Annotated in this window: 16 protein-coding genes, 1 tRNA gene and 1 other RNA gene; 3 read left to right on the forward strand and 15 right to left on the reverse strand. The window is 61.6% G+C overall.

Annotation, left to right across the window (positions count from 1 at the left end):
* Nucleotides 1-4: 4 nt before the first annotated feature.
* From bcsB to bcsR, 4 genes are all read right to left on the reverse strand, one after another.
* Entirely contained in the window at nucleotides 5-2,311 is a 2,307-nt protein-coding gene (bcsB, locus tag C9411_RS16515; RefSeq protein ID WP_063989100.1) for a cellulose biosynthesis cyclic di-GMP-binding regulatory protein BcsB, read from the reverse strand.
* A 62-nt stretch (nucleotides 2,312-2,373) separates the two neighbouring features.
* Nucleotides 2,374-4,977 carry a UDP-forming cellulose synthase catalytic subunit gene (bcsA, locus tag C9411_RS16520; protein ID WP_107227501.1) on the reverse strand — a complete coding sequence of 868 codons (2,604 nt, stop codon included), beginning with the start codon at nucleotides 4,975-4,977 and terminating at the stop codon, nucleotides 2,374-2,376.
* Complete coding sequence (gene bcsQ, locus C9411_RS16525; protein ID WP_063989102.1) at nucleotides 4,974-5,714, reverse strand: cellulose biosynthesis protein BcsQ; 741 nt, start codon at nucleotides 5,712-5,714, stop codon at nucleotides 4,974-4,976. Before bcsQ ends, bcsA begins: the two co-directional genes overlap by 4 nt.
* Before the next feature lie 3 nt (nucleotides 5,715-5,717).
* Nucleotides 5,718-5,909 (reverse strand): cellulose biosynthesis protein BcsR, encoded by a 192-nt coding sequence (bcsR, locus tag C9411_RS16530; RefSeq protein ID WP_063989103.1) that lies wholly within the window; start codon nucleotides 5,907-5,909, stop codon nucleotides 5,718-5,720.
* 189 nt (nucleotides 5,910-6,098) lie between these two features.
* On the opposite strand from bcsR, the gene bcsE reads away from it, so the two are divergent.
* From bcsE to bcsG, 3 genes are read left to right on the forward strand one after another with little or no spacing between them, the layout of a single operon-like run.
* Complete coding sequence (bcsE, locus tag C9411_RS16535) at nucleotides 6,099-7,667, forward strand: cellulose biosynthesis protein BcsE (RefSeq protein WP_107227502.1); 1,569 nt, start codon at nucleotides 6,099-6,101, stop codon at nucleotides 7,665-7,667.
* Nucleotides 7,654-7,857, forward strand: a complete 204-nt coding sequence (bcsF, locus tag C9411_RS16540) for a cellulose biosynthesis protein BcsF (protein ID WP_004934139.1) — start codon at nucleotides 7,654-7,656, stop codon at nucleotides 7,855-7,857. Before bcsE ends, bcsF begins: the two co-directional genes overlap by 14 nt.
* Complete coding sequence (gene bcsG, locus C9411_RS16545; RefSeq protein ID WP_107227503.1) at nucleotides 7,854-9,509, forward strand: cellulose biosynthesis protein BcsG; 1,656 nt, start codon at nucleotides 7,854-7,856, stop codon at nucleotides 9,507-9,509. Before bcsF ends, bcsG begins: the two co-directional genes overlap by 4 nt.
* Nucleotides 9,510-9,805: 296 nt before the next feature.
* On the opposite strand, the gene dppF is transcribed toward bcsG, so the two are convergent.
* The 11 genes from dppF to uhpA all read right to left on the reverse strand — a co-directional run bounded on the left by dppF (nucleotide 9,806) and on the right by uhpA (nucleotide 22,136).
* Entirely contained in the window at nucleotides 9,806-10,795 is a 990-nt protein-coding gene (dppF, locus tag C9411_RS16550; RefSeq protein ID WP_015376237.1) for a dipeptide ABC transporter ATP-binding subunit DppF, read from the reverse strand.
* Nucleotides 10,792-11,772 (reverse strand): dipeptide ABC transporter ATP-binding protein, encoded by a 981-nt coding sequence (gene dppD, locus C9411_RS16555; RefSeq protein ID WP_004934132.1) that lies wholly within the window; start codon nucleotides 11,770-11,772, stop codon nucleotides 10,792-10,794. The genes dppF and dppD overlap by 4 nt, the downstream gene beginning before the upstream one ends.
* A gap of 15 nt (nucleotides 11,773-11,787) precedes the next feature.
* A complete protein-coding gene (gene dppC, locus C9411_RS16560) occupies nucleotides 11,788-12,690 on the reverse strand; it encodes a dipeptide ABC transporter permease DppC (protein WP_063989106.1) in 903 nt (300 codons plus the stop codon).
* Between the two features lie 11 nt (nucleotides 12,691-12,701).
* Nucleotides 12,702-13,721 (reverse strand): dipeptide ABC transporter permease DppB, encoded by a 1,020-nt coding sequence (dppB, locus tag C9411_RS16565; RefSeq protein ID WP_038630050.1) that lies wholly within the window; start codon nucleotides 13,719-13,721, stop codon nucleotides 12,702-12,704.
* Between the two features lie 170 nt (nucleotides 13,722-13,891).
* Nucleotides 13,892-15,499 (reverse strand): dipeptide ABC transporter periplasmic-binding protein DppA, encoded by a 1,608-nt coding sequence (gene dppA / locus C9411_RS16570; RefSeq protein ID WP_107227504.1) that lies wholly within the window; start codon nucleotides 15,497-15,499, stop codon nucleotides 13,892-13,894.
* A gap of 601 nt (nucleotides 15,500-16,100) precedes the next feature.
* Nucleotides 16,101-17,792, reverse strand: coding sequence for a glycosyl hydrolase family 18 protein (locus C9411_RS16575; RefSeq protein WP_063989108.1), 1,692 nt, complete (start codon nucleotides 17,790-17,792; stop codon nucleotides 16,101-16,103).
* Nucleotides 17,793-18,216: 424 nt separating this feature from the next.
* Nucleotides 18,217-18,345: non-coding RNA, RtT sRNA (locus C9411_RS16580), on the reverse strand.
* A gap of 35 nt (nucleotides 18,346-18,380) precedes the next feature.
* A tRNA-Pro gene (locus C9411_RS16585) sits at nucleotides 18,381-18,457 on the reverse strand.
* Nucleotides 18,458-18,577: 120 nt separating this feature from the next.
* Complete coding sequence (locus tag C9411_RS16590) at nucleotides 18,578-19,909, reverse strand: MFS transporter (protein ID WP_107227505.1); 1,332 nt, start codon at nucleotides 19,907-19,909, stop codon at nucleotides 18,578-18,580.
* Nucleotides 19,910-20,004: 95 nt separating this feature from the next.
* Nucleotides 20,005-21,549: a signal transduction histidine-protein kinase/phosphatase UhpB gene (gene uhpB / locus C9411_RS16595; protein WP_063989110.1), complete on the reverse strand. Its 1,545-nt coding sequence runs from the start codon at nucleotides 21,547-21,549 to the stop codon at nucleotides 20,005-20,007.
* Nucleotides 21,546-22,136 carry a transcriptional regulator UhpA gene (gene uhpA / locus C9411_RS16600; protein WP_038875895.1) on the reverse strand — a complete coding sequence of 197 codons (591 nt, stop codon included), beginning with the start codon at nucleotides 22,134-22,136 and terminating at the stop codon, nucleotides 21,546-21,548. The genes uhpB and uhpA overlap by 4 nt, the downstream gene beginning before the upstream one ends.
* Nucleotides 22,137-22,155: the final 19 nt, after the last annotated feature.

Here is a 22,155-nt window from a genome sequence, read left to right on the forward strand (position 1 = left end):
GCCGTCAATCCCGATCTTCAGGCGCCAGACGACGCCGGCTGAAGGCCTTCAGGCCGCGCCACAGCATCAGCCCCAGGATCACCACCAGCACCACCGCGATCACCGCCAGCAGCACCGGATGGGTGGAGAGGGCATACCACAGCCGCTCCCACCACGGCAGGTGGCCGACATAGTAAATATCGCCGACGCGCAGGCTGTTGACCCCCGATTCGCGGATCACCGCCACCGAGCCGAACACCGCGGCGCGCTTGCCGCTGTCCAGCAAGGCATTGTTCAGCAGCTCATAGCCGCGCGGGCTGTCCGCCAGCAGCGCCACGATGCTGCGCTGGTCGTTAAACGGCGACTGCACGCCGATGATCGCCGACATCGCCCCCTCGGAGCTGACGGTGGTCTTGCTGTCCGGTTTGGTATCTTCTGCCAGCACTTCCGCGCTAGGCAGCGGCGGCTGCCGCGTCGGCTGTTTCACCCAGCTTTGGGTCGCGTCCACCAGCAGGCTGATTTTCTTGTCGTCGCGCAGCTCCGGCGGGATGGTGCCGACCATCAGGATATCGTCGTCGCGATCCTTGGCCTGCGACCAGTCGTCGCTGAGCGTGAAGGCCAGCGCCGGGTAGCCGGTTTGCGCGCCGATCACCCCCAGCGCGTTCAGCAGCGCGCTGACCTGCGCCGGCTGCGGTTTCTGGTTCACCAACACCAGCGTTTGCGACAGATCCGCCAGGCGGCTGAACGGGAAGCCGGCGTTGGCGAAGGCGCGCAGGTCCGGCATCGCCATAAAGTGGCGGTAGCCGGAGAAATCGATGGTAGACGCGCCGTCGATCACCGCATGGTTTTGCGTGAAGGAGTAGGTTTCGCAGCGCCCTTCCGCGCCGCTGGCCAGCAGCGTGGTGTAATCGAAGTCAAAGCGCAGCTGGTTGGTGGCGCCCAGCCGCAGCGCCGGAATACTGACGTTCTTGTCGGAGTCGAGCAGCCCCTGCGTCAGCGGCAGGCGCAGCAGCTGCGCGCCCTGCTCGTGTTCCGGCACCAGCGAGTACGCCTGCACGAACTGGTTGTTCAGGCTGACGCTCAGCCGCGAACCGTCCTGAATGCGCGGCGCGGTGTAACGGTATTTCAGGTGCATGTCGATGCCGGTGCTGCGGATCAGGAACAGATCCGGCGGCAGGTTCATGGTCAGCGAAATCGGGCCGGGCTCGATGCCGCTGGTTTGCAACTGTTCGGCGTATTGCTGCAGCTCGGCGAAGGTCATCGGCCGATCGGTGCGCACCCAGTTCGGCGCGTCGTAAGGCTGGCGCGGCGCGAGCTGCTCCACCTTGTCCACCGTCACATTCTGGCCGCGGAACAGGATGTTGCCCTGCGCGATGCCCTTCACCGCGGTGATCAAATCGTTGTCGTCACGTCCCTGAATCAGCAGCAGTTTGACGTACGGATTGTCCGGGTGGCTGATCATCTCCACCGTCGGGCCGTTGACCGCCGGATAATCGCGCAGGAAATCCGGGCGCTGCGAGTTGGTAGCGAACACCACCGCGTGCTGCGTCGGCAGCGCGTTGTACAGCGTCGGGAAGGATTGCCCGCGCCACTGTGCCTTGCTGCCAAACCAGGACGCCAGAATGCCCGCCGCGCGCTGCTGGGCCAGATCCGGCTGGCCGGCGAACACCATCGGCAACGTCAGCGGCCGATTATCGCGGCTGTCGAAGAACGGCTCAGGGAAGTGCGACAGCTCGTTTTTCACCGGCAGCGTCTGGAAACGCAGCTTCAGCGCGCTGGATTTGCTGACGTCTAGCCACAGCGAGGTGCTGGCCGGGTTTTCGCAGATGTTCTGATAATGGCCGACGAACACCAACCGGACGCGGTTAAAATCGGTGATATAGCGCGGATCGATCGCCATCTGGATGCGATTGGGCTTGCCCAGCTGCTCTTTGGCGAGGGTGGTCACACCCATCAGTTCGTCGTTCAGGTAGACCTTGACGTGCGACTCCACCGGGATCAGCGCCGGCGACGGCGTAAACTCCATATCGAGCATCGCCTGCGAGACCACTTCATCGCTGCGCACGCCGAATTCGATCTGTCCGTCCGGCCGGGTGCCGCGCAGGATAAAGGTGCCCGGCGGCGGCGCTATCTGCGCAAACGACAGCGACACGTCGCGCACCGGCGCATTCGGATCTTGCGGCGCGGCGGCCGGCGGTGGCGGGGCTGTCGTATCGGCCGCCGCGGCGATCGGCGGCTGGGCCGCCACGGTCGGCGCGGTGGCGGTTTCGGCCTGCGACAGGGTACTGATGCCTAAGGCCAGAGCAGTTAACCAGGTTATTTTTCTCGTCATCGTATCATCATCAATGTTGGAGCCTGTTCACCGGGCGAGTGAGCGGGCGGTTGAACTCGCAGCTAACCCACTGTTTCTTGTTGACCCAAGGTCGGATCCCTGCCGACGCCGCGCGGAATAAACGACACTACCCAGGCGGTCAGCGACGTGACCCCGACCAGCAGACCGCGCACCAGCGGCGGCGCGTAGTCCGCCATGCGTACATACCCCCGGAAGCCCAGCGCCAGCACGTCGCGCAGACTTTCGATCGGCCGGTCTTCAGGGAACCCGTCCTGCCACAGCGCCCAGGTATCGGCGCGGGCGAAGGTGCACTGAATGAAATCGATGTGTTCACGGGTGGAGAGGTCGATCAGGCGCACCCCCACCTTGTTGCCGAAGGCGCGCGTCACCACGCAGGGGAAGCTGTACTCCTGCTGGCCGCGCTTGAGCAGCAGCGAGACTTTGTCGCCGTCTTTCAACGCGTTTTCCACCCGCATCTCAATGCCCACGCCACCGTCGGAGTAATCGCGCAGCGTGCAGGGATACAGATGGCCGTCGGCGCGCGCGATCGCCGCCGGCATGGCGATTTCCACGCGGTGTGCCTGACGCACCTGCTTGGCCTCTACCGCCACCGCCACCGCGCCGCCGAGAATCGTCATGTTGTACAGCACCCACACCAGGCTGATGAACACCGTCATCACCTCGTCCGTCGGGCCATAGGCCAACCGCCAGACGCCGAATGCCAGCCCGGCCAGGTTCAGGATCACCAGGAACATGTAAGGCCGGGTGATCACCCAGTCGACGTGCTCCTCCTCCACCAGCCCGCCCTTGGCGGTGACGTTGAATTTGCCCTTGTGCGGATTGAACAGCGCCACCGTCGTCGGCCGCGCGATATACCAGGCCAGCACGGTTTCATAGATTTCGCTCCAGAACGAATGGCGGTATTTCCCCTGGATACGCGAGTTGGTCAGGCTGGCGTGGATCATGTGCGGCAGCACATAAAGCGCGATCGCCAGCGCCGGCGCGAAGATGATGTAGGCGTGCAGCAGCAAAAACGCCAGCGGCGCGGTGAGGAAGATCAGTCGCGGAATGCCCGACAGGAAGTGCAGCATGGCGTTGGCGTAGCACAGGCGCTGCGCCAGTTTCAGCCCCTTGCCCAGCAGCGGGTTGTCCAGCCGGAAGATCTGCACCATGCCGCGCGCCCAACGAATGCGCTGGCCGATGTGCGCCGACAGGCTCTCGGTCGCCAGCCCAGCGGCCTGCGGAATGCGAATATAGGCCGAGGTGTGCCCGCGCCGGTGCAGGCGCAGCGAGGTGTGGGCGTCTTCGGTGACAGTTTCCACCGCGATGCCGCCGATCTCGTCCAGCGCGCTGCGGCGCAGAATGGCGCAAGAGCCGCAGAAGAAGGTGGCGTCCCACATGTCGTTGCCGTCCTGCACCAGCCCGTAGAACAAGGTGCCCTCGTTGGGCGTCTGGCGGAAACGGCCCAGGTTGCGCTCGAACGGATCCGGCGAGAAGAAGTGGTGCGGGGTTTGCAGCATCGCCAGCTTTTTGTCTTTGAAGAACCAGCCCATGGTCAGTTGGAGGAAGGAGCGCGTCGGCACGTGGTCGCAGTCGAAGATCGCCACGAACTCGCCGGTGGCCTGCTTCAGCGCATTGTTGATGTTGCCGGCCTTGGCGTGTTCGTGGGTCGGCCTGGCGATGTATTTCACCCCCACTTCGTCAGCGAACGCCCGGAATTCAGGGCGGTTGCCGTCGTCGAGGATATAGATGTTCACCTTCTCTTTCGGCCAGTCGATGCCTAGCGCCGCGTAGATGGTGGGCTTCACCACCCCGAGATCTTCGTTGTAAGTCGGCACCATCAGATCGATGGTCGGCCAGGTGGCGCTATCGGCGGGCAGCGGCACCGGCTGGCGGTTAAGCGGCCAGACGGTCTGGAAATAGCCCAGCACCAACACCACCCAGGCGTAGGTTTCCGCCACCAGCAGCAATAGGCCGCAGACCAGGCTGAGCGGATCGTCCCAGTTCAGGGTGGCGGTATAGCGCCACCACAGGTAGCGACAGGATACAGTCAGCGACAGCACGATCAGCATCAATCCCGGCAAGCGCCCCGGCACCCGGCGCACCACCATCGCGATCCCCCACAGCAGCAGAACGAACACGAACTGCGCCGGCAGATCGAACGGCTGCGAGATGCACAGCATGGCGAGGATCGCCGCCAGCACGCTGACCAGGATAAACAGCGCGCGCCGCATACCGCGGCTCATGCGGCCGAGGCGCTCCACCGAGCGCTGCTCCACGCCGGCGTTCTTCAGCCGTTGCGGCAGGCCTTGCAGCCCGTCGGCGTAGCGCTGCTGCAGCCGCCGCCAACCGGCGAAATAGTCGCGCTGCACCGGCGCGCGGCCGCTGCGAAACAGCAGCAGCCACAGCCCCTGCAGCAGATAACGCAGCGCATCCGCCGGGCGCGGGCGATCGGCGGACAGATGCGGGAACCAATAAGCGCGGCCGGCACGCACGCGCTGCCAGGCCGGCGATTCGAAGCGCAGCAGCAGCCAGCCCAACGCCACCAGCAGCGTGGCGAAAAAGGCGGTCAGCGCCGACGCGCCGTTGCGCCGATAGCCGCGGTAGCGAGTCTGCACCGTCTGACGCACCGGCGGCACCAGCAGCAGGCTCAGCACCCGGCTCATGGCGCAACGCCCCGTTTGAGGTTGATCAGGCACCAGTTGGCCAGCGTCAGCACTTCATCCGCCGCCAGGCTCTCGGGGCGGTACTCGCCCAACGGCTGTTTGACCGCCAGCGCTTCCGCCAACGCTTCGTCGCGGTGGATCACCACCGGCAGCAGACCGCTCAGGGTTTGCAGCCACAGCTGATGCAGATCCTGCTGCAGCTGGCTGGCGGAGGAGTAGTGATTGACCAGGAAACGGCAGTCGTTCGGCAGCGTCTGCTGATGGAGCCGCACCTGGCAGTTGGCGTCGGGGTTCAACAGCACGAACACGCTGTCGGCAAGCTGCAGCGCCTGCTGCGCCAGAACGCCGTCCCCGACCGGGACATCCAGCAGGATCCAGCGCTGCGGATCGCCGGCGATCAGTTGGCGCACGTTGTCGCGCCAGCGTTCCGGCTGCTCCCGACACTGACTCTGCACTTCCAGCCGTTCCAGCGCATTCAGGCGGCCAAAGGGCAGAAAGTCGAGGTTTTCACAATAACGCAGCGCCCCTTCCTGCCAGCGCCCGCCGTCCCGCTCTGCGCGGGCCCAGCCGCGCGCCAGCTCGAACGGCGTGTTGAAATGCAGGCGCAGCAGATTGTCCGACGTGAAATCGATCGCCAACACCGACTCGCCCAGCTGCTGCAACGCCCAGGCGAGCGCCGCCGTGACCGACGTCGTCCCCATTCCACCCCGCAACCCTTGCAGCGCGATCACCGGCATAGATCAGTGGCTCCCCGTGGTCTGCGCCAATTCGGCCAACAGTGGCCAGCGCGTCATCATTTGCGTTAACCGCTCCTGCCGCGAAATATCGACATAGCTTAATTTCGGCAATGAAAAAGCCTGACTGAGCGCCTGCAGGTCATCCTGGCTCTCCCCAGGCGCCGCTGCACGAAAATGGGTGGATGCGTTATTCATTTTTCCGCCTTGGCGAAAATAGGCTATGTTAATTAACTATAGCAACGATACAAAAAGAGAGAGGCAATAAGATGATTCTCAACAAATATTGTTGTGGAGCGTCGGAGATTTGTTATTGCCAGAGCAAAAATGACTATCTTTAAATATAAACGCCTTTAGTCGGCTTTCAACGAAAGTAGAACACATCCTATGGCGCACTCTTTTTCTCTAGGCATTCGGCAGATTTGGGAAGAGCTGTCGGTGATGCAGGCCCCCGGGCTGTATTGGATCAATATCGACAGGCAAAGCGACGCCGCGCTGCTGTGTCGCCAGGTCATCGCCGCCCAGCCGGCCACCCACAAAGTCGCCCTGATCTGCAGCGGCGATAAACCCGATCGCTTGCTGGCCGAGCTGGCTTCGCCTGCTTTGCAGAAACTGCCGCTGTATCAATTACCGGAGAAAAAAGCCGCGCTGACGCAGCTGAGCGACGATCTGATGCGCGCCCTGCGGCCGCAAAATCGCTTACTTATCCTGCTGGCCCACGCCAGCCTGTGGCAAACCTTCACCACCGAAGAGCTGCGCGAGTGGACCCGCGCCCTCGCCGCGTGGCTGCGGCGGCAAGGGTGTACGCTGTTGATCCTCAGCCACGGCGGCGGCATCAATAAGCTCAAGGGGCAGCTCAGCGCGCAGCATCGCATCCTGAACGGCCTGTCCAGCCTGCAATGGCAGCAGGACAGCGCGCAATACCTGGTGAACTGGTGGAGCACCGAAAACGGCATCAACGCCAATCAGCTGCTGACGCTGTACGCCGCAGCAGGCGTTTGGCAGGGCGAGGATGAAAATAGCCAACCCTCCCCCACCGCCTTGCGCAGCGACGAAGGCCTGTATCTGGCCGAGCGCAGCATCCTGGAAGGCGCGCCGCCGCTGTCCGCCAACTGGCAGCTGCTGGAGAACAACGACGAACTGGCGCAACACGGCATGTTGAGGCTCTCGGCGACGTTGATTTTCGCGTTGTACCAAAGCGACCAAATCGATCACCTGGCGCACCAGATCCACACCCTGCGCCGCAGCCGCGGGAGTGGCCTGAAAATCGCGGTGCGCGAGATGAGCGCCAGCCTGCGCTACAGCGACGAACGCCTGCTGCTGGCCTGCGGCGCCAACCTTATCGTGCCGCACGTTGCGCCGCTGTCGCGTTTTCTGACCATGCTCGAGGGCATTCAGGGGCAGCGCTTCTCACGCCATGTGCCCGCCGACATCGATGCGCTGCTGGCCGGCTTGCGCCCGCTGCAGCTCAAAGGCTATATGCGGCCGGAACCGTTCAGTCAGGCGGTGCTGTCGCTGATGGGCAACACGCTGCTGCCCGAGGACGGCAAAGGGGTGATGGTGGCGCTGCGGCCGGCCACCGGCCTGCGCGCCGAACAGGCGATGACCCTGTGCCACCTGCGGCGTTTCGGCGACGTGATGACCGTGGTGCAGGGGCGGCTGGTGCTGTTCCTCTCCACCTGCCGCATCAACGATTTGGATACCGCGCTGAAGTTCATTTTCCGCCTGCCGGTGGATGAAGCCTTCAGCAACCGGGTGGTATGGCACCAGGACGTCGATATCATTTCGGAAATCAAACGCATGGCCCAGGGCCGCTGGCAGATTTCGGCCACCGGCACCGCCGGCGCCACGCCGCGCCCCAGCGTGAAAGCGGCCGAGGTGCCCGCAGAACGGCGGCAGCCGGTCGCCCTCACGCTGCCGCTCGGCCCGCAGGAGACCCCGCATGCTGAACCTTAACGACATCGTGCAACTGATCCTGCTGTGCGCGCTGATCTTCATTCCGCTGGGCTACGCCTTTCACCGGCGTTTTCCGCATTTGCGTCAATACTGGCAAAACCTGTTGTTATCGCCGCGCTATTTGAAATCCGCCGGTTTATGGGTGCGCACAGGCTCCTCATCTCAGATTAAACGTAAGAAGCAGCCATGAATCCAAACTCGAAGACGCAACCCGATAACGCTCTGTGGCGCTACTGGCGTGGGCTGGGCGGTTGGAACCTCTATTTTCTGGCCAAATTCGGCCTGCTGTGGTTCGGCTACCTGAACTTCCACGCGCTGCCGAACCTGGTGTTCATGGCGTTTCTGCTGATGCCGATCCCGTCGCAGCGCCTGCACCGCTGGCGTCACTACCTCGCTATCCCGATCGGCATCGCGCTGTTCTACCACGACACCTGGCTGCCGGGCATCAACAGCATTCTCAGCCAGGGTTCGCAGCTGGCCGGCTTCAGCGCCCAATATCTGCTGGAGCTGATCAACCGCTTTATCAACTGGCAGATGGTCGGCGCCGCCTTCGTGCTGCTTATCGCCTACCTGTTCGTCGCGCAGTGGGTGCGCGTCACGGTGTTCACCGTGGCGGCGCTGGTGTGGCTCAATATCGTCAACATCGCCGGGCCGGCGGTCTCACTGCTGCCCGCCCCCTCCACGGCCTCAGCCGGCGGCGCCAATACGCCGGCCACGTCGGCGCCGGCGGCGGGAGACGCTGCGCCGGCAGACAGCCTGCCGCCGACCAGCGCCAACCTGACGGCCTACCTGAATCAGTTCTACGAGCGGGAAAAAGGTCGCGCTACCGCTTTCCCGGCCACCTTGCCCGCCGACGCCCAGCCGTTCGATCTGCTGGTGATCAACATCTGTTCGCTGGCCTGGGCCGATATGGACTCGGTCAACCTGCAGAATCACCCGCTGTGGTCGAAAATGGACATCATGTTCGACAGCTTCAACTCGGCCACCGCCTACAGCGGCCCGGCGGCCATCCGTTTGCTGCGCGCCAGCTGCGGCCAGCTTTCGCATCACGATCTGTATCAGCCGGTGAACCAGCAGTGTTACCTGTTCGACAACCTGGCGAAGCTCGGCTTCAAGGAACAGCTGATGCTCGATCACTCCGGGGTATTCGGCAACTTCCTGAAAGAACTGCGTGAACAGGGCGACATGCAGGCGCCGCTGATGTCGCAGGCCGGCGTCGGCAACGAGCTGACGTCGTTCGACGGCGAGCCGATTTATAACGATCTCGAATTGCTGACCCGCTGGCTGGATCAGCAGCAAAAAGGCGGTGACGGCCGCACAGCCACCTTCTTCAACATCATTCCGCTGCACGACGGCAACCGCTTCGTCGGCTCCAACAAGAGCGCCGACTATCGGCCGCGCGCCCAGAAGCTGTTCGATCAGCTGAACACCTTCCTCGAGCAACTGGAGAAATCCGGCCGCAAAGTGGTGGTGGTGATCGTGCCGGAACACGGCGCGGCGTTGGTGGGCGACAAGATGCAGATGTCTGGCCTGCGCGATATTCCCAGCCCGAACATCACCCATACGCCGGTCGGCATCAAACTGGTGGGCATGAAGGCGCCGCATCAGGGCAGCCCTCTGCAGATCAAAACGCCGAGCAGCTATCTGGCGCTGTCTGAACTGGTGTCGCGCCTGGTGGACGGCAAGGTCTTCAGCGAATCCAGCGTCGACTGGCAGGCGCTGACCCAGGGGCTGCCGCAGACCCCGGTCATCTCCGAAAACGACAACGCCATCGTGATGCAGTATCAGGGCAAGCCCTACATTCGCCTGAACGGCGGCGACTGGGTGCCTTATCCGCAATAAACGCGGCCTCATCCACCCAAAGCACGCCGGCGGCGTGCTTTTTTATTGGGTTATTTATAATAAAACAGTGAAGCCGCTCGACCGATAGAATGCTATTAACAACAAGTCGTTAAATTCTATTATTCGATTATTATTCTCATGCGAAGATTCTTAAAAAAATAACATTTATCAGGATTTAATTAGGGAATTAATTAAAACAACGGACTATGGCGCCCTCTACTTATTAACCCTTTGATTGAATAATAAAAAACGCCGGCGTGAAGCCGGCGTGAATTTAAGCGGTGACGTTCGGCACCTTACGCCCCCGGATGTTCGTCCTGATCGACCGCAAAGCAGGCCACCATCTGCTCGCCGTACTGTTTCAGCTGCGGCTGCAGCTGCACGCAGGTGCCGAAGGCGCGGCGGCAGCGGGCGTTGAACGCACAGCCCGGCGGCGGGTTCATCGGGCTGGGCAGTTCGCCGGTCAGCTTGATACGCTCGCGGCGCATATCCGGGTTCAATCGCGGCGTTGCCGACAGCAGTGCCTGAGTGTACGGATGGCGCGGATTGTTGAAGATCGCCTCTTTGCTGCCCTTTTCCACACAGCGGCCGAGGTACATCACCATCACCTCGTCGGCGATGTGCTCCACCACCGACAGATCGTGCGAGATGAACACATAGGACAGCCCCAGCTCCTGCTGCAGATCCATCATCAGGTTCAGCACCTGAGCGCGCACCGACACGTCCAACGCCGACACCGGCTCATCGGCGATCACCACGTCCGGGTTCAGCATCAGCCCGCGGGCGATGGCGATACGCTGACGCTGGCCGCCGGAAAACATGTGCGGGTAGCGGTCGTAATGCTCGGTCTTCAGGCCGACCTTCGCCATCATCTCCAGCGCTTTTTCCCGCCGTTCGGCGGCGCTGAGCGAGGTATTGATCAACAGCGGCTCCTCGAGGATCTGCCCGACCTTCTTGCGCGGGTTGAGCGAACCGTAAGGATTCTGGAACACGATTTGGATCTTCTGGCGGCGCAGTTTCTCGGCTGAGACGTCCGGCTTCAGCAGATCTTGCCCCTGATAGTACAGCTCGCCGCCGGTCGGCACTTCGATCATCGTCAGCAGACGGCCGAGCGTCGATTTGCCACAGCCCGACTCGCCGACCACCGCCAGCGTTTTGCCACGCTCCAGGGTGAAGGAGACGCCGTCCAGCGCCTTGACCAGCCGCTCCGGCGCGAACAGGCCCTTTTTCACCGGGTAATGCTTCTTCAGGTCAATCGCCTGCAGTAAAGGTTGATTCTGGCTCATACGGTCGGCCTCCCCGCATCATCCAGCGGTGTGTGACATTTAACCTGACGGCCGGGAATGCTGCGCAGTTCCGGCTCCTCGTTGCGGCAGCGCTCGTTGGCGTAGGGACAACGCGGGTTGAGCAGGCAGCCGGTCGGGCGATCGTATTTGCCCGGCACCACGCCCGGCAGCGAAGCCAGCCGCGCCTTGTCGGCGGCGAACTCCGGCAGCGCGCGCAGCAGCGCCTGGGTGTACGGGTGGCGCGGCGCGCGGAAAATCTCCGCCGCCTTGCCGGATTCCACCACCTGGCCGGCGTACATCACGATGATGTGGTGTGCGGCTTCCGCCACCAGCGCCAGATCGTGAGTGATCAGCAACAGCGCCATGTTTTCACGCTGCTGCAGGTCCAGCAGCAGTTCGATGATCTGCGCCTGGATGGTCACGTCGAGCGCGGTCGTCGGCTCATCGGCGATCAACAGCTTCGGCCGACAGGCGATGGCCATGGCGATCATCACGCGCTGGCTCATGCCGCCGGAAAGCTGGTGCGGGTACACGTCCAGCCGCGAGGCCGGATCGGGAATGCCCACCTGGGTCAGCAGGTCGATAGCGCGCTGGCGGCGAGTGCGGCGGTTGCCGCCCTGATGCACCTTCAGCGCCTCCATGATCTGGTAACCGACGGTATAGCACGGGTTCAGGCTGGTCATCGGATCCTGGAAGATCATCGCCACTTCGGAGCCCACCAGCTGGCGGCGCTCTTTTTCGGAGATCTTGCGCAGATCCTGGCCGTTGAACTCCAGTTTGTCGGCCATCACCTTGCCAGGGAAATCGATCAGGCCCATGATCGCCAGCGAGCTGACGGATTTGCCGGAGCCGGATTCACCGACAATGCCGACCACCTGACCTTGCTCCACGCTGTAACTGATACGGTCTACCGCGCGGAACGGGGTGCCTTCGTCACCGAAGTGCACCGAAAGCTTGTCTACATTCAATAACGCCATCTCTCTCGTCCTCTGTTACTGCTTGAGTTTGGGGTCGAGAGCGTCACGCAAACCGTCCCCCATCAGGTTGAATGCCAGCACCGTCAGCAGGATCGCCACGCCGGGGAAGGTCACCACCCACCAGGCGCTTTGCGCGAACTGCAGCACGTCGGAGAGCATGGTGCCCCACTCCGGCGTCGGCGGCTGCGCGCCCATGCCCAGAAAGCCGAGAGCGGCCATGTCCAGAATGGCGTTCGAGAAACCGAGAGAAGCCTGCACGATCAAAGGCGCCAGGCAGTTAGGCAGAATATTGACGAACATCTGGCGCAGCGCGCCGGCACCCGCCACCCGCGAAGCGGTGACGTAGTCGCGGTTCACCTCCACCAGCACCGCTGCGCGCGTCAGACGCACATAGTGCGGCAGGGCGACGAAGGTCAGCGCCAGCGAGGCGTTGACGATCGACGGCCCGAACACCGCCACCAGCACCAGCGCCAGCAGCAGGCTCGGCAGGGCCAGCATGATGTCGACGACGCGCATGATAATCGCGTCCACCACGCCGCCGAAGTAACCGGCCAGCAGGCCGAATATCACGCCCATGATCAGCGACAGCACCACCACCAGGCAGCCGACCAGCAGCGACAGGCGCGCACCGTACATCAGGCGCGACAGCACGTCGCGGCCCACGTCGTCGGTGCCGAGAAGATATTGCCAGCTGCCGCCCTCTTGCCACACCGGCGGCTTGAGCAGCGCGTCGCGGAACTGGTCCGCCGGCGCATGCGGCGCCAGCACCCCGGCGCCGAGCGCGATCACCAGCATCAGAACGATATACACCAGGCCGACCACGGCCCCTTTATTGCGCTTGAAATAGTGCCAGAACTCCTGAAACGGGGTCATCGGCTTCGGCGCACCTTTAACTGCAGACTCAGTGATTTGAGACATGAGAGCGCCCCTTATTTCTTGTGGCGAATACGCGGGTTGACCACGCCGTAGAGCACGTCTACCAGCAGGTTAACCAGAATGATCATACAGGCGACCAGCAACACCCCGCCCTGCACCACCGGGTAATCGCGGCGCTGCAGCGCGTCGATCAGCCAGCGGCCCAGTCCCGGCCAGGAGAAGATGGTTTCGGTCAGAATGGCGCCGGCCAGCATGGTGCCGACCTGCAGCCCGATCACCGTCACTACCGGCAGCAGCGCGTTGCGCAGCGCGTGAACGACGATCACCCGCATGCGGCTCACGCCCTTGGCGCGGGCGGTGCGGATGTAGTCTTCACCCAACACCTCCAGCATCGAGGAGCGGGTCATGCGCACGATCACCGCCAGCGGAATGGTGCCCAGTACGATGGCCGGCAGGATCATGTGCATCACCGCGTCGATAAAGTCGCCCGGCTCGCCCCAGATCAGGGTGTCTATCAGCATAAAGCCGGTCAGCGGCTGGCTGTCGTCGAGGAATACCGTGTCGCTGATGCGCCCCGACACCGGCGTCAGGTTAAGCTGCACCGACACCAGCATGATCAGCATCATGCCCCACCAGAAAATCGGCATCGAATAGCCGGTCAGCGAGATGCCCACCGCGGTATGATCGAAGACCGAGCCGCGTTTGACCGCCGCCAGCACTCCGACCGGGATGCCTACCAGCACCGCGAAAAGCATCGCGCAGAAGCCCAGCTCCAGCGTGGCCTGAAAGCGCGGAACGAACTCGCTCCAGACGGAGATGCGGCTTTTGAGTGAGGTGCCCAGATCGCCGTGCAGCACGTTGGACACATAGGAGAAATATTGTTGATAGAGCGGCTTGTCCAGCCCCATTTCCGCCATCAGCTGCGCGTGGCGCTCGGCGGAGATACCGCGTTCCCCGGCCATGATGGTCACCGGGTCGCCGGGGATCATATGGACGAATGCAAAAGTCAGCAATGTAATGCCGATAAACGTTGGGATAACTAACCCCAAACGTCGGAGTATGAACTGCAACATATCCCGAACTCTCTGTATCAATGCCCGGCAGCTCATCGTCCGCCAGGCTTATTAACGCTCACATGCCTTTGAACGATTCGACGGCCATACGCCGGAGACTGGTCAGCAGGGGCGCAAACCTGTTGCGCCCCTGCAAGTCCATTCGTGCGTCTCCGGTAAAGCGGTCGAAATCAGTCTACAGAGACATTCTCGAAGTGATGCTTACCGAGTGGATCCACGACGTAGCCTTTCACTTCCTTACGCACAGGCTCGTACACGGTGGAGTGTGCGACAATCAGAGCCGGAGCCTGATCGTGCATCACCACCTGCGCCTGCTTGTACAGTTCGATACGCTTGTCGTGGTTGGATTCGGCGCGCGCCGGTTGAATCAGATCTTCGAACGGCTTGTAGCACCAGCGGGAGTAGTTGGAGCCGTCTTTCGCCGCCGCGCAGCTGAACAGCGTGGCGAAGAAGTTATCCGGATCCCCGTTGTCGCCGGTCCAGCCCATCATCACCGTCTGGTGCTCGCCCGCTTTGGCGCGCTTGAGGTATTCACCCCACTCATAGGTCACGATTTTGGCTTTCACGCCGATCTTGGCCCAGTCGGCCTGGATCATTTCCGCCATGCGGCGCGCGTTCGGGTTGTATGGGCGCTGTACCGGCATCGCCCACAGGTCGATGCTGAAACCGTCGGCCATGCCCGCTTCTTTCAGCAGTGCTTTCGCCTTGGCCGGATCGTAAGCGTAATCCTGCACCGCGTCGTTATAGCCCCACATGGTCGGCGGGATCAGGTTCTTGGCCGCCTGGCCCGCGCCCTGATAAACCGCGTCGATGATCGCCTGCTTGTTGACCGCCATGGTCAACGCCTGGCGCACCTTCAGGTTATCCAGCGGCTTTTTCTCGACGTTGAACGACAGGTAGCCCACGTTCAGGCCCGGCTGTTCCATCAGGTTGATGGACTTGTCTTGCTTCATGCGGGCGATATCGGCCGGGTTCGGGTACGGCATCACCTGGCATTCATTTTTCTGCAGTTTGGCGTAGCGCACGGAGGCGTCAGGCGTGATGGAGAACACCAGGCGATCGATCTTCGGCTTGGTGCCCCAGAAACCGTCGAATGCCTTGTACAGGATCTTGGAGTCTTTCTGGTATTGCAGCAGCTGGAACGGGCCGGTGCCGATCGGGTTCAGGTCGACTTTCTCCGGCGTGCCGGCTTTCATCATCACGTCGGCGTATTCGGCGGACAGGATGGACGCGAAGTCCATACCCAGGTCAGCCAGGAACGGCGCCTCCGGGCGGTTCAGCACGAAGCGCACGGTGTTGTCGTCCACTTTTTCAATCTTGGCGATCAGCTTAGGCATGTCCATGCCTTCAAAGTATTCGTAGCTGCCGCCGGACACTTTGTGGTAAGCGTTGTTCGCATCCAACTGGCGCTCAAAGGAGAACACCACGTCGTCGGCGTTGAAATCGCGCGTCGGTTTGAAGTCTTTGTTGCTCTGCCACTTCACGCCTTTGCGCAGGTGGAAGGTGTAGGTTTTGCCGTCTTCGCTGACGTCCCACTTCTCAGCCAGGCCCGGCTGCAGTTCGGTGGTGCCGATTTTGAATTCGACCAGGCGGTTGTAGATCGGTACCGAGCTGGCGTCATAGGTGGTGCCGGAGGTAAACAGCTGCGGGTTGAACCCTTCCGGGGAACCTTCAGAACAGTAAACCAACGTCTTGGCCTGTACGCTGGCCGCTACGGTCAACGCGATCAGCCCAATACCGAATTTCAGAATCCCCGATTTACCCAAGGAACGTGTCATCGTTAGTGCTCCATTGTGTGATGTGATGTGTGTAATTGCCGCCAGACCTGTATTTTTTATTGCGTGGCCTGTGCGATCGGCGCCCGAAGGCAGAAGGCGTACGAGGAGAGAATGCCGGATGGAACGCATCGCGGCGGGGACGTCTGAGCGCGTGGAATTCACTCAAACAACTCTCGCTCTTACCCCTGAGGCTATCAAGTTGCCAACTGTTTGGGGTGTCGTCAATATAACCAGTGGGGATTTACGCAGACTGTGAGAAACAGCAAACAAACATAAAAAAAACCTTTTGTTAACAGTTACAGCATGAAAATTTATGCTAAGCGGTCATTTTTAGCGCATTGGTCTGACCCTCACAAACTTACTGGTTTTTAACTCCGTTAAAAAACGCCAAAACTTTGTTGCTGAATGATGAATATCTGAACGGTTATTTTTGTGATCGCCGTTAAAGACAGGAGGAAATGCTGAGGGATTACCCAAAAGGGTGAGTCCGATGAGCGCGTTTTGCGCCGGGCAGGCCCACAATCTGTGCGGCGTAAAAAAACTTTCGGCGGCGAAAAAGCCGGGGGCGAAAGGATATCCCCCGGCAACGCACCGCAACCGATTATTGAACGCCGGCGCTGTTACCCAGGCTGGCGTTCATGCTGTTGAGAATATCGCCGTTGTCCGCGTCGATCTCCCAGGAGAACAGGCCGCCCAACTGCTTATCCAACACGTACTTGCCTTTGGCCTGCACCGAGCGGGCATCGTCGAAGGTGATCAGATCGCCGGTGGACGGTTTGAACACGTAAGGCGCTTCCGCCGTGGCGTCGTAGGTGTACTGCCACTCGCCGCTCATGAACTGGCTGGCGATTTGGCGGTAGTCCACGATGCCGTTCTCCCAGGTGCCTTTAACCGGCCCGGTGGCGGTGCCGGTGAACGGAATGTTGTTCTGGTAGCCGTTCACCCCGGTCCAGCCACGGCCATACATGGCGGTGCCGACGACGATTTTGCCCGGCTTGACGCCCTGCGTCAGCAGCGCATTCACGCCGTTCACCGTGGTGTAGGCGGTGTCCGGTTTCCAGGCCGGCGCATTCAGCGCGGTCTGATGCCCCAGGTTCTTCAGATCGAAGGCGCCATAGAAGTCGTAGCTCATCAGGAAGATGTGATCCATCGAGTTCTGCGCGACGTTGTAAGCCACCTTGTCGATCTTGTCCTTACCGGCGCTGATGGCGGAGGTCAGCTCATACTTGCGGCCGGTTTCCGCCGACAGCTGATCCAGCATCGCCCGCAGCTCCTTCATCAACAGCACATAGGTTTCCCCGTCCTGTGGGCTGCCCAGGTTCGGGTTGGCGCCGTTGCCGCCCGGGAACTCCCAGTCGATATCCACGCCATCGAAGAACTTCCAGGTCTGCAGGAACTCTTTCACCGAACCGACGAAGCGATCGCGCTTCACCTTGTCGCCCATGAAGAAGAACGGGTCGGACAGCGTCCAGCCGCCGATCGACGGCAGGATTTTCAGGTCAGGATGCGCCTGCTTCAGCGCCATCAGCTGGCCGAAGTTGCCCTTGTAGGGGTCATCCCAGGCGGTCACGCCCTTCTGCGCTTTTTGCAGCGCGGCGAACGGATCGTGGATCGAGACTTTGAAGTCCTCGCGGCCCTGGCAGGAGCGCTGCAATGCCTGGAAGCTGCCTTCGATCTCTTTCAGGCTGTCGTTGATGCCGTTGCCGCCGCAGATCGGGATAAAGCCGTACAGCAGGTGGGTCAGGTTTTGCGCCGGGATCTTGTCGACGGTGAAATTGCGCCCGTAAACGCCCCACTCGACGAAATAAGAACCGACCACTTTGCCGGAGTTCTGTTTATACGGTTTATTCTTTTCCAGCAGCGGCTCTTTCAACGGCGCCAAATGGCTGCCGTCGGTGTCGGCCACCACAATTTCGGTGGCGTCGCTGGCGGTGCAGCCGTCGGCATTGCACAGTGCCACCTGCATTTGATAACGGCCGCCTTTATTGACTTTAAAATTCGCCGTACCGGAAGAACCGGTTGAAGGACCACTCCACGCCTCTTTGCCATTTAATAAAATTTTTGCCGTCGTGCCGGTGTCGCCATTCCATAAATTCCAGGAGACCGAAACGTCGGCGGCATTTTTTACCTTCACCAGATTATTATAAGCGGTGGCCGCCTGATCGACTTCGACGATGGCGAACTTGGTGTTGCCCCAGGCGATGGTCGGCTTGCCCGGCGCAGCGGCCTGCGCCGCGGAACACAGCGTGCTGCCGATCAACAACGCCAACAGCGGTTTATTAAATTTGCGCATAACTGATTCCTTTATTCCGAGAGGATAAACATAAAAGAGTTAATCGACGCCACGCATTGCCGGAGCGAAATGATTCCGCAATAATCCACGAAGATTAACGTTAATAAATAGTCACGGTATTTTCCACGCGGCGGGAATAACATATCCCGCGTTGTCCATTCAGACTATAGGTAAAAAAAACGTGAAAACAAGAGCGCTATCAACCGGGTTTTATTCTGCAAGCATGAATTTATTTAAATATGAGAAAAAGAACCTAATGGGAATAAGGAGTGTGAATTAATTAAGCGTAAAGGATAAATATATTTCACGAGGACGGTGGATTGACGCGCGCCACAAAGCGAGGCCGGCAATGTCGGAGGAGGTGCTCATCCTCATAAACGACGGACGAAAAAAAACCTGCTTTAAAAGCAGGTTTTTCGAATGGTGGTCGGCGAGAGAGGATTACGCGCATCGTTGATGCGCGCCCTGCGGGCCGTTGCCAAAGCAACGTTGTCTCGCTTCGCGAGGCTCGAACCTCCTGCGGAGGTACTCATCCTCATAAACGACAGGCGAAAAAAAACCTGCTTTAAAAGCAGGTTTTTCGAATGGTGGTCGGCGAGAGAGGATTCGAACCTCCGACCCACTGGTCCCAAACCAGTTGCGCTACCAAGCTGCGCTACTCGCCGATGCGGGGCGCATCTTACTGCTGGCGGTTATAGGCGTCAATCACTTTTTTGCCCCTGCATTTCAAGTGGTGATAAAAGCGCCATAATGCGCTGCGCCGGGGGCTGCGCAGCGTATTTTACTCAGGCGTTGGCCGGTTTCAGCGCCGGCGTCTGCGCACGCAGGAACGGCAGCAGGAACAGCGCCGACAGGCAGGCGGCGATGGAAATCACCACGAAGAAACCGTTCCAGTGCCAGATCTCCATCACCCGCGCAATCGGGTAGCCGGACAGCGCCGCGCCCAGGTAGGCGAACAGGCCGACGAAACCGGTCGCCGCGCCCGCCGCATCCTTGTGCGAGCACTCCGCCGCCGCCATGCCGATCAGCATCTGCGGGCCGAAGATGAAGAAACCGATGGCGAAGAAGCAGCAGGCCTGCAGCAGGTAGGTCACGCCCGGCATCAGCCACAGCGCCGCCACCGACAGGAAGATACCGATGGCGAAGATCAGGTTCATCGGGCCACGGTTGCCGCGGAACAGTTTGTCGGAGCCCCAACCGGCCACCAGCGAACCGATAAAACCGCCCACTTCAAACAGCGAAATGGCCGAGTTGGCGGTCATCAGCGAATAGCCCTTTTCCTGCGTCAGGTAGAGGTTGCCCCAGTCGTTGATCGCGGTGCGCACGATGTACACCAGCACGTAAGAGACCGCCAGCAGCCAGATGTACTTGTTGGTCAGCACGTAGCGTTTGATGATCTCGCGGTTGCTCAGCCCCTGGCCTTCCGATTCCTGCACCAGCTCCATGGCGTCGTTGCGCCATTTGCCGACGCTCGGCAGCCCCAGGGTGGATGGCTTGTCGCGCAGGCGCCAGCACATCAGCAGCCCCAACACCACGCCGATGATGCCGGGAATGATCATGCCGTAACGCCAGCTGAAGTGCAGCGAGATAAAGCCCACCAGCAGCGGGATCAGCGCGCCGCCGACGTTGTGCGAGGTGTTCCAGATCGCCCACCAGCCGCCACGCTCGGAGCGCGAATACCAACTGGTGAGGATTTTGGAGCACGGCGGCCAGCCCCAGCCCTGGAAGAAGGCGTTGAGGATCCACAGCGTGCCCAGCATCAGCAGCGACGAGCTGAGGCCGAAGAAGATATTCAGCACCCCGGTCATGATCAGGCCCAGCCCCATAAAGTAACGCGGATTGGAGCGATCGCTGATCATGCCGGAAATGAATTTCGAGCAGCCGTAGGTGATGTAGAACAACGTGCCGAGGATGCCGACGTCGGACATCGTCAGGCCCAGATCGCTCAGCATCGCCGGCATGATGAAGTTGAAGCTTTTGCGCGTGAAGTAAAACGCGGCGTAGCCGATGTACATGGTGCACATCAGCTGGATGCGCCAATATTTGTAGCTGGCGTCGATCTGCCGTTGATCGGTGACCTGCGGCGCGTCCGAGCGGCTTTTAAGGAAAGACCACATGTGGAACCTCAGAGGATTGAATAAAGTGCCGCTATGATGCTCCTCGCGCGCGCGGGCGGCTTACGCCGGATTCCCGACGCGGTTAGGAGTTTTTCCTAGTTTTGCGCTTGCGCCGGTGAAACTGTGGGCAAGATCACACTCAAACAGGCGCCCCGTTCAGCGGTGAACCGCAGGCTGCCGCCGAGGGCGCTGATGCGCTCCTGCATGCCGCGCAGGCCATACCCCGGCTGATGGTTTTCCGCCTCGAAGCCCACGCCGTTGTCGCGGATGGTCAGGGCGATCAGCGGCGCGGCGCCTTTGCGCGGCTGCAGGCGCGCGTCCAGCTCCAGGCGGCTGGCGCCGGCGTGGCGGCACACATTGGTCACCCCCTCCTGGCACACCCGGTACAGCGTGATTTTCAACGTTTCATCCAGCAGCTCGTCCGGCACCTGCCATTGCAGGCTGCTCACCAGCGATGCGTCCTGCGGCAGCGACTCCCGCAGCATCGCCGCCACCGCCGCCGACAGCGGCAGGTTGTTCAGCGCCGCCGGCCACAGCTGGGTGAGCACGTCGTGCACCCCGTCGTAGACCCGCAGCGCCAACGCATCGATGGTGTCGGCGCAGCCGATCACCGCCGGTTCCGGCGCCAGGCGCTTGACGATGCTGGCCTGGGTGCGGATCACGGTGATGGTCTGCCCCACTTCATCGTGCAGCTCGCGCGCCACCTCGCGCCGGGTTTGCTCCTCCGCCGTCACCAGCGCCCGCGCCAGCTGCCGATTCTCCGCCAGCCGCAGCCGCAGCTGTTGATTCAGTTCGCGCTGGCGCTGAATGCCGGCGCCCAGCAGCAGCCCGGTCAGGCTTTGGGCCAGCAGCGACAACAGCAGATCGCGGTGCGACTCCGGCTGCGGCGGCTCGTTGACCATCAGCGCCACGCCGTTGAGCAGCGTCGCCAACAGCGCGCCCTGCCAGCCGTAGCGGTAAGACATGAACACGATAGGAATGGCCAGGCAGAACGGCGCGAAACGCCGCAGCTCGGCGGCGTTCACCTGTTGCTGCAGCCAGATGCTGAACGCAAACAGCAGCAGATAGCTGGCCAGGTGGCCCAAACGCAGCTCCACCGGCTTGTGGATCAGCCCCGGTTCCAGCGGCACCCAGATTTGGCGCGCCAGATAGTGCCACAACAGCAGGCAGGTCGGCGCGATGGTGAAACCGCCGGTCAGGCCGAGCAGCAGCGCGCGGGCGCCTTCGCCGCTCACCAGCTGCCATACCAACGCCTGCAGCAAGGCGGCGGCGGCGACCACCGCGCCCTGCAACAGCGGCCAACGCCATTCGCTGTCGCTCTGTTGATGGCGCAACAGCCACGGCGAGGCCAGCAGGCTGAGCAGCACCGTCAACACCAGCACCGCCACCGACGCCCACAGCGCCGGGCCGTAACCGAACTGATCCGCCAGCAGCGCCATCAGCAGCAGATCGGCCAGCAGGATCCCCGGCCAAAAACGGTACGGGCTCTGCAGCAAAATGCCCATGCGCAGGCCGAACGGGAACAGCAGCAGCGCCTGCCAGGGCGGGTCGATCAGCGCGGTGCCGATGCCCCATAGGCAAAACGCGCTGGCGGCGTAGATGAAAAACAGCGCCAGCTGGGTGATCAGGCGCTGCGTCACAGGTTCAGCATCCGTCTGGCCAGCTCGACGTTGTTGTTGATGCCCAGCTTGGCGAACAGATTGGCACGGTGCACATGCACCGTCTTCGGCGACAGCCCCAAGGCGGCGGCGATCTCGCGCACCTCCTGGCCCTGCGCCAGCAATAGCGCGATCTCGCGCTCGCGGCGGGTCAACGGATCGACCCTCACCCGCGCCAGCTGCTGCGCGATTTCCGGCATCAGGTAGACGCCGCCGCCCGCGACGGTGCGCACCGCGGTGATCAGATCTTCCGGCTTGCAGCGCTTGGAGAGGAAGCCGCTGGCGCCGCGATCCAGCGCCATTTCCACCAGCGCCGGGTTATCGTGCATCGACAGCATCACCACGCGGATGCCGGAGGGAATGTCCGCCAGCAGATCCAGCCCGCTGCCGTCCGGCATCGAAATGTCGCAGATGCAGATTTCCGCCTCCAGCCCCGGCAGGCCGGCGCGCGCCTGCGCTGCGCTGCTGAACTCGCCCACCACCTGAATATCGGCCTCCAGCGACAGCAGCTGCACAAAGCCCGAACGCACAATGTCATGATCGTCGATAAACGCCACGCGCAGGGTCATGGAAATCTCCGGTTAGAAG

Origin of the sequence: Serratia sp. Nf2 (genome assembly GCF_003028435.1) — a bacterium.
Taxonomy (GTDB): Bacteria; Pseudomonadota; Gammaproteobacteria; order Enterobacterales; family Enterobacteriaceae; genus Serratia; species Serratia marcescens_L.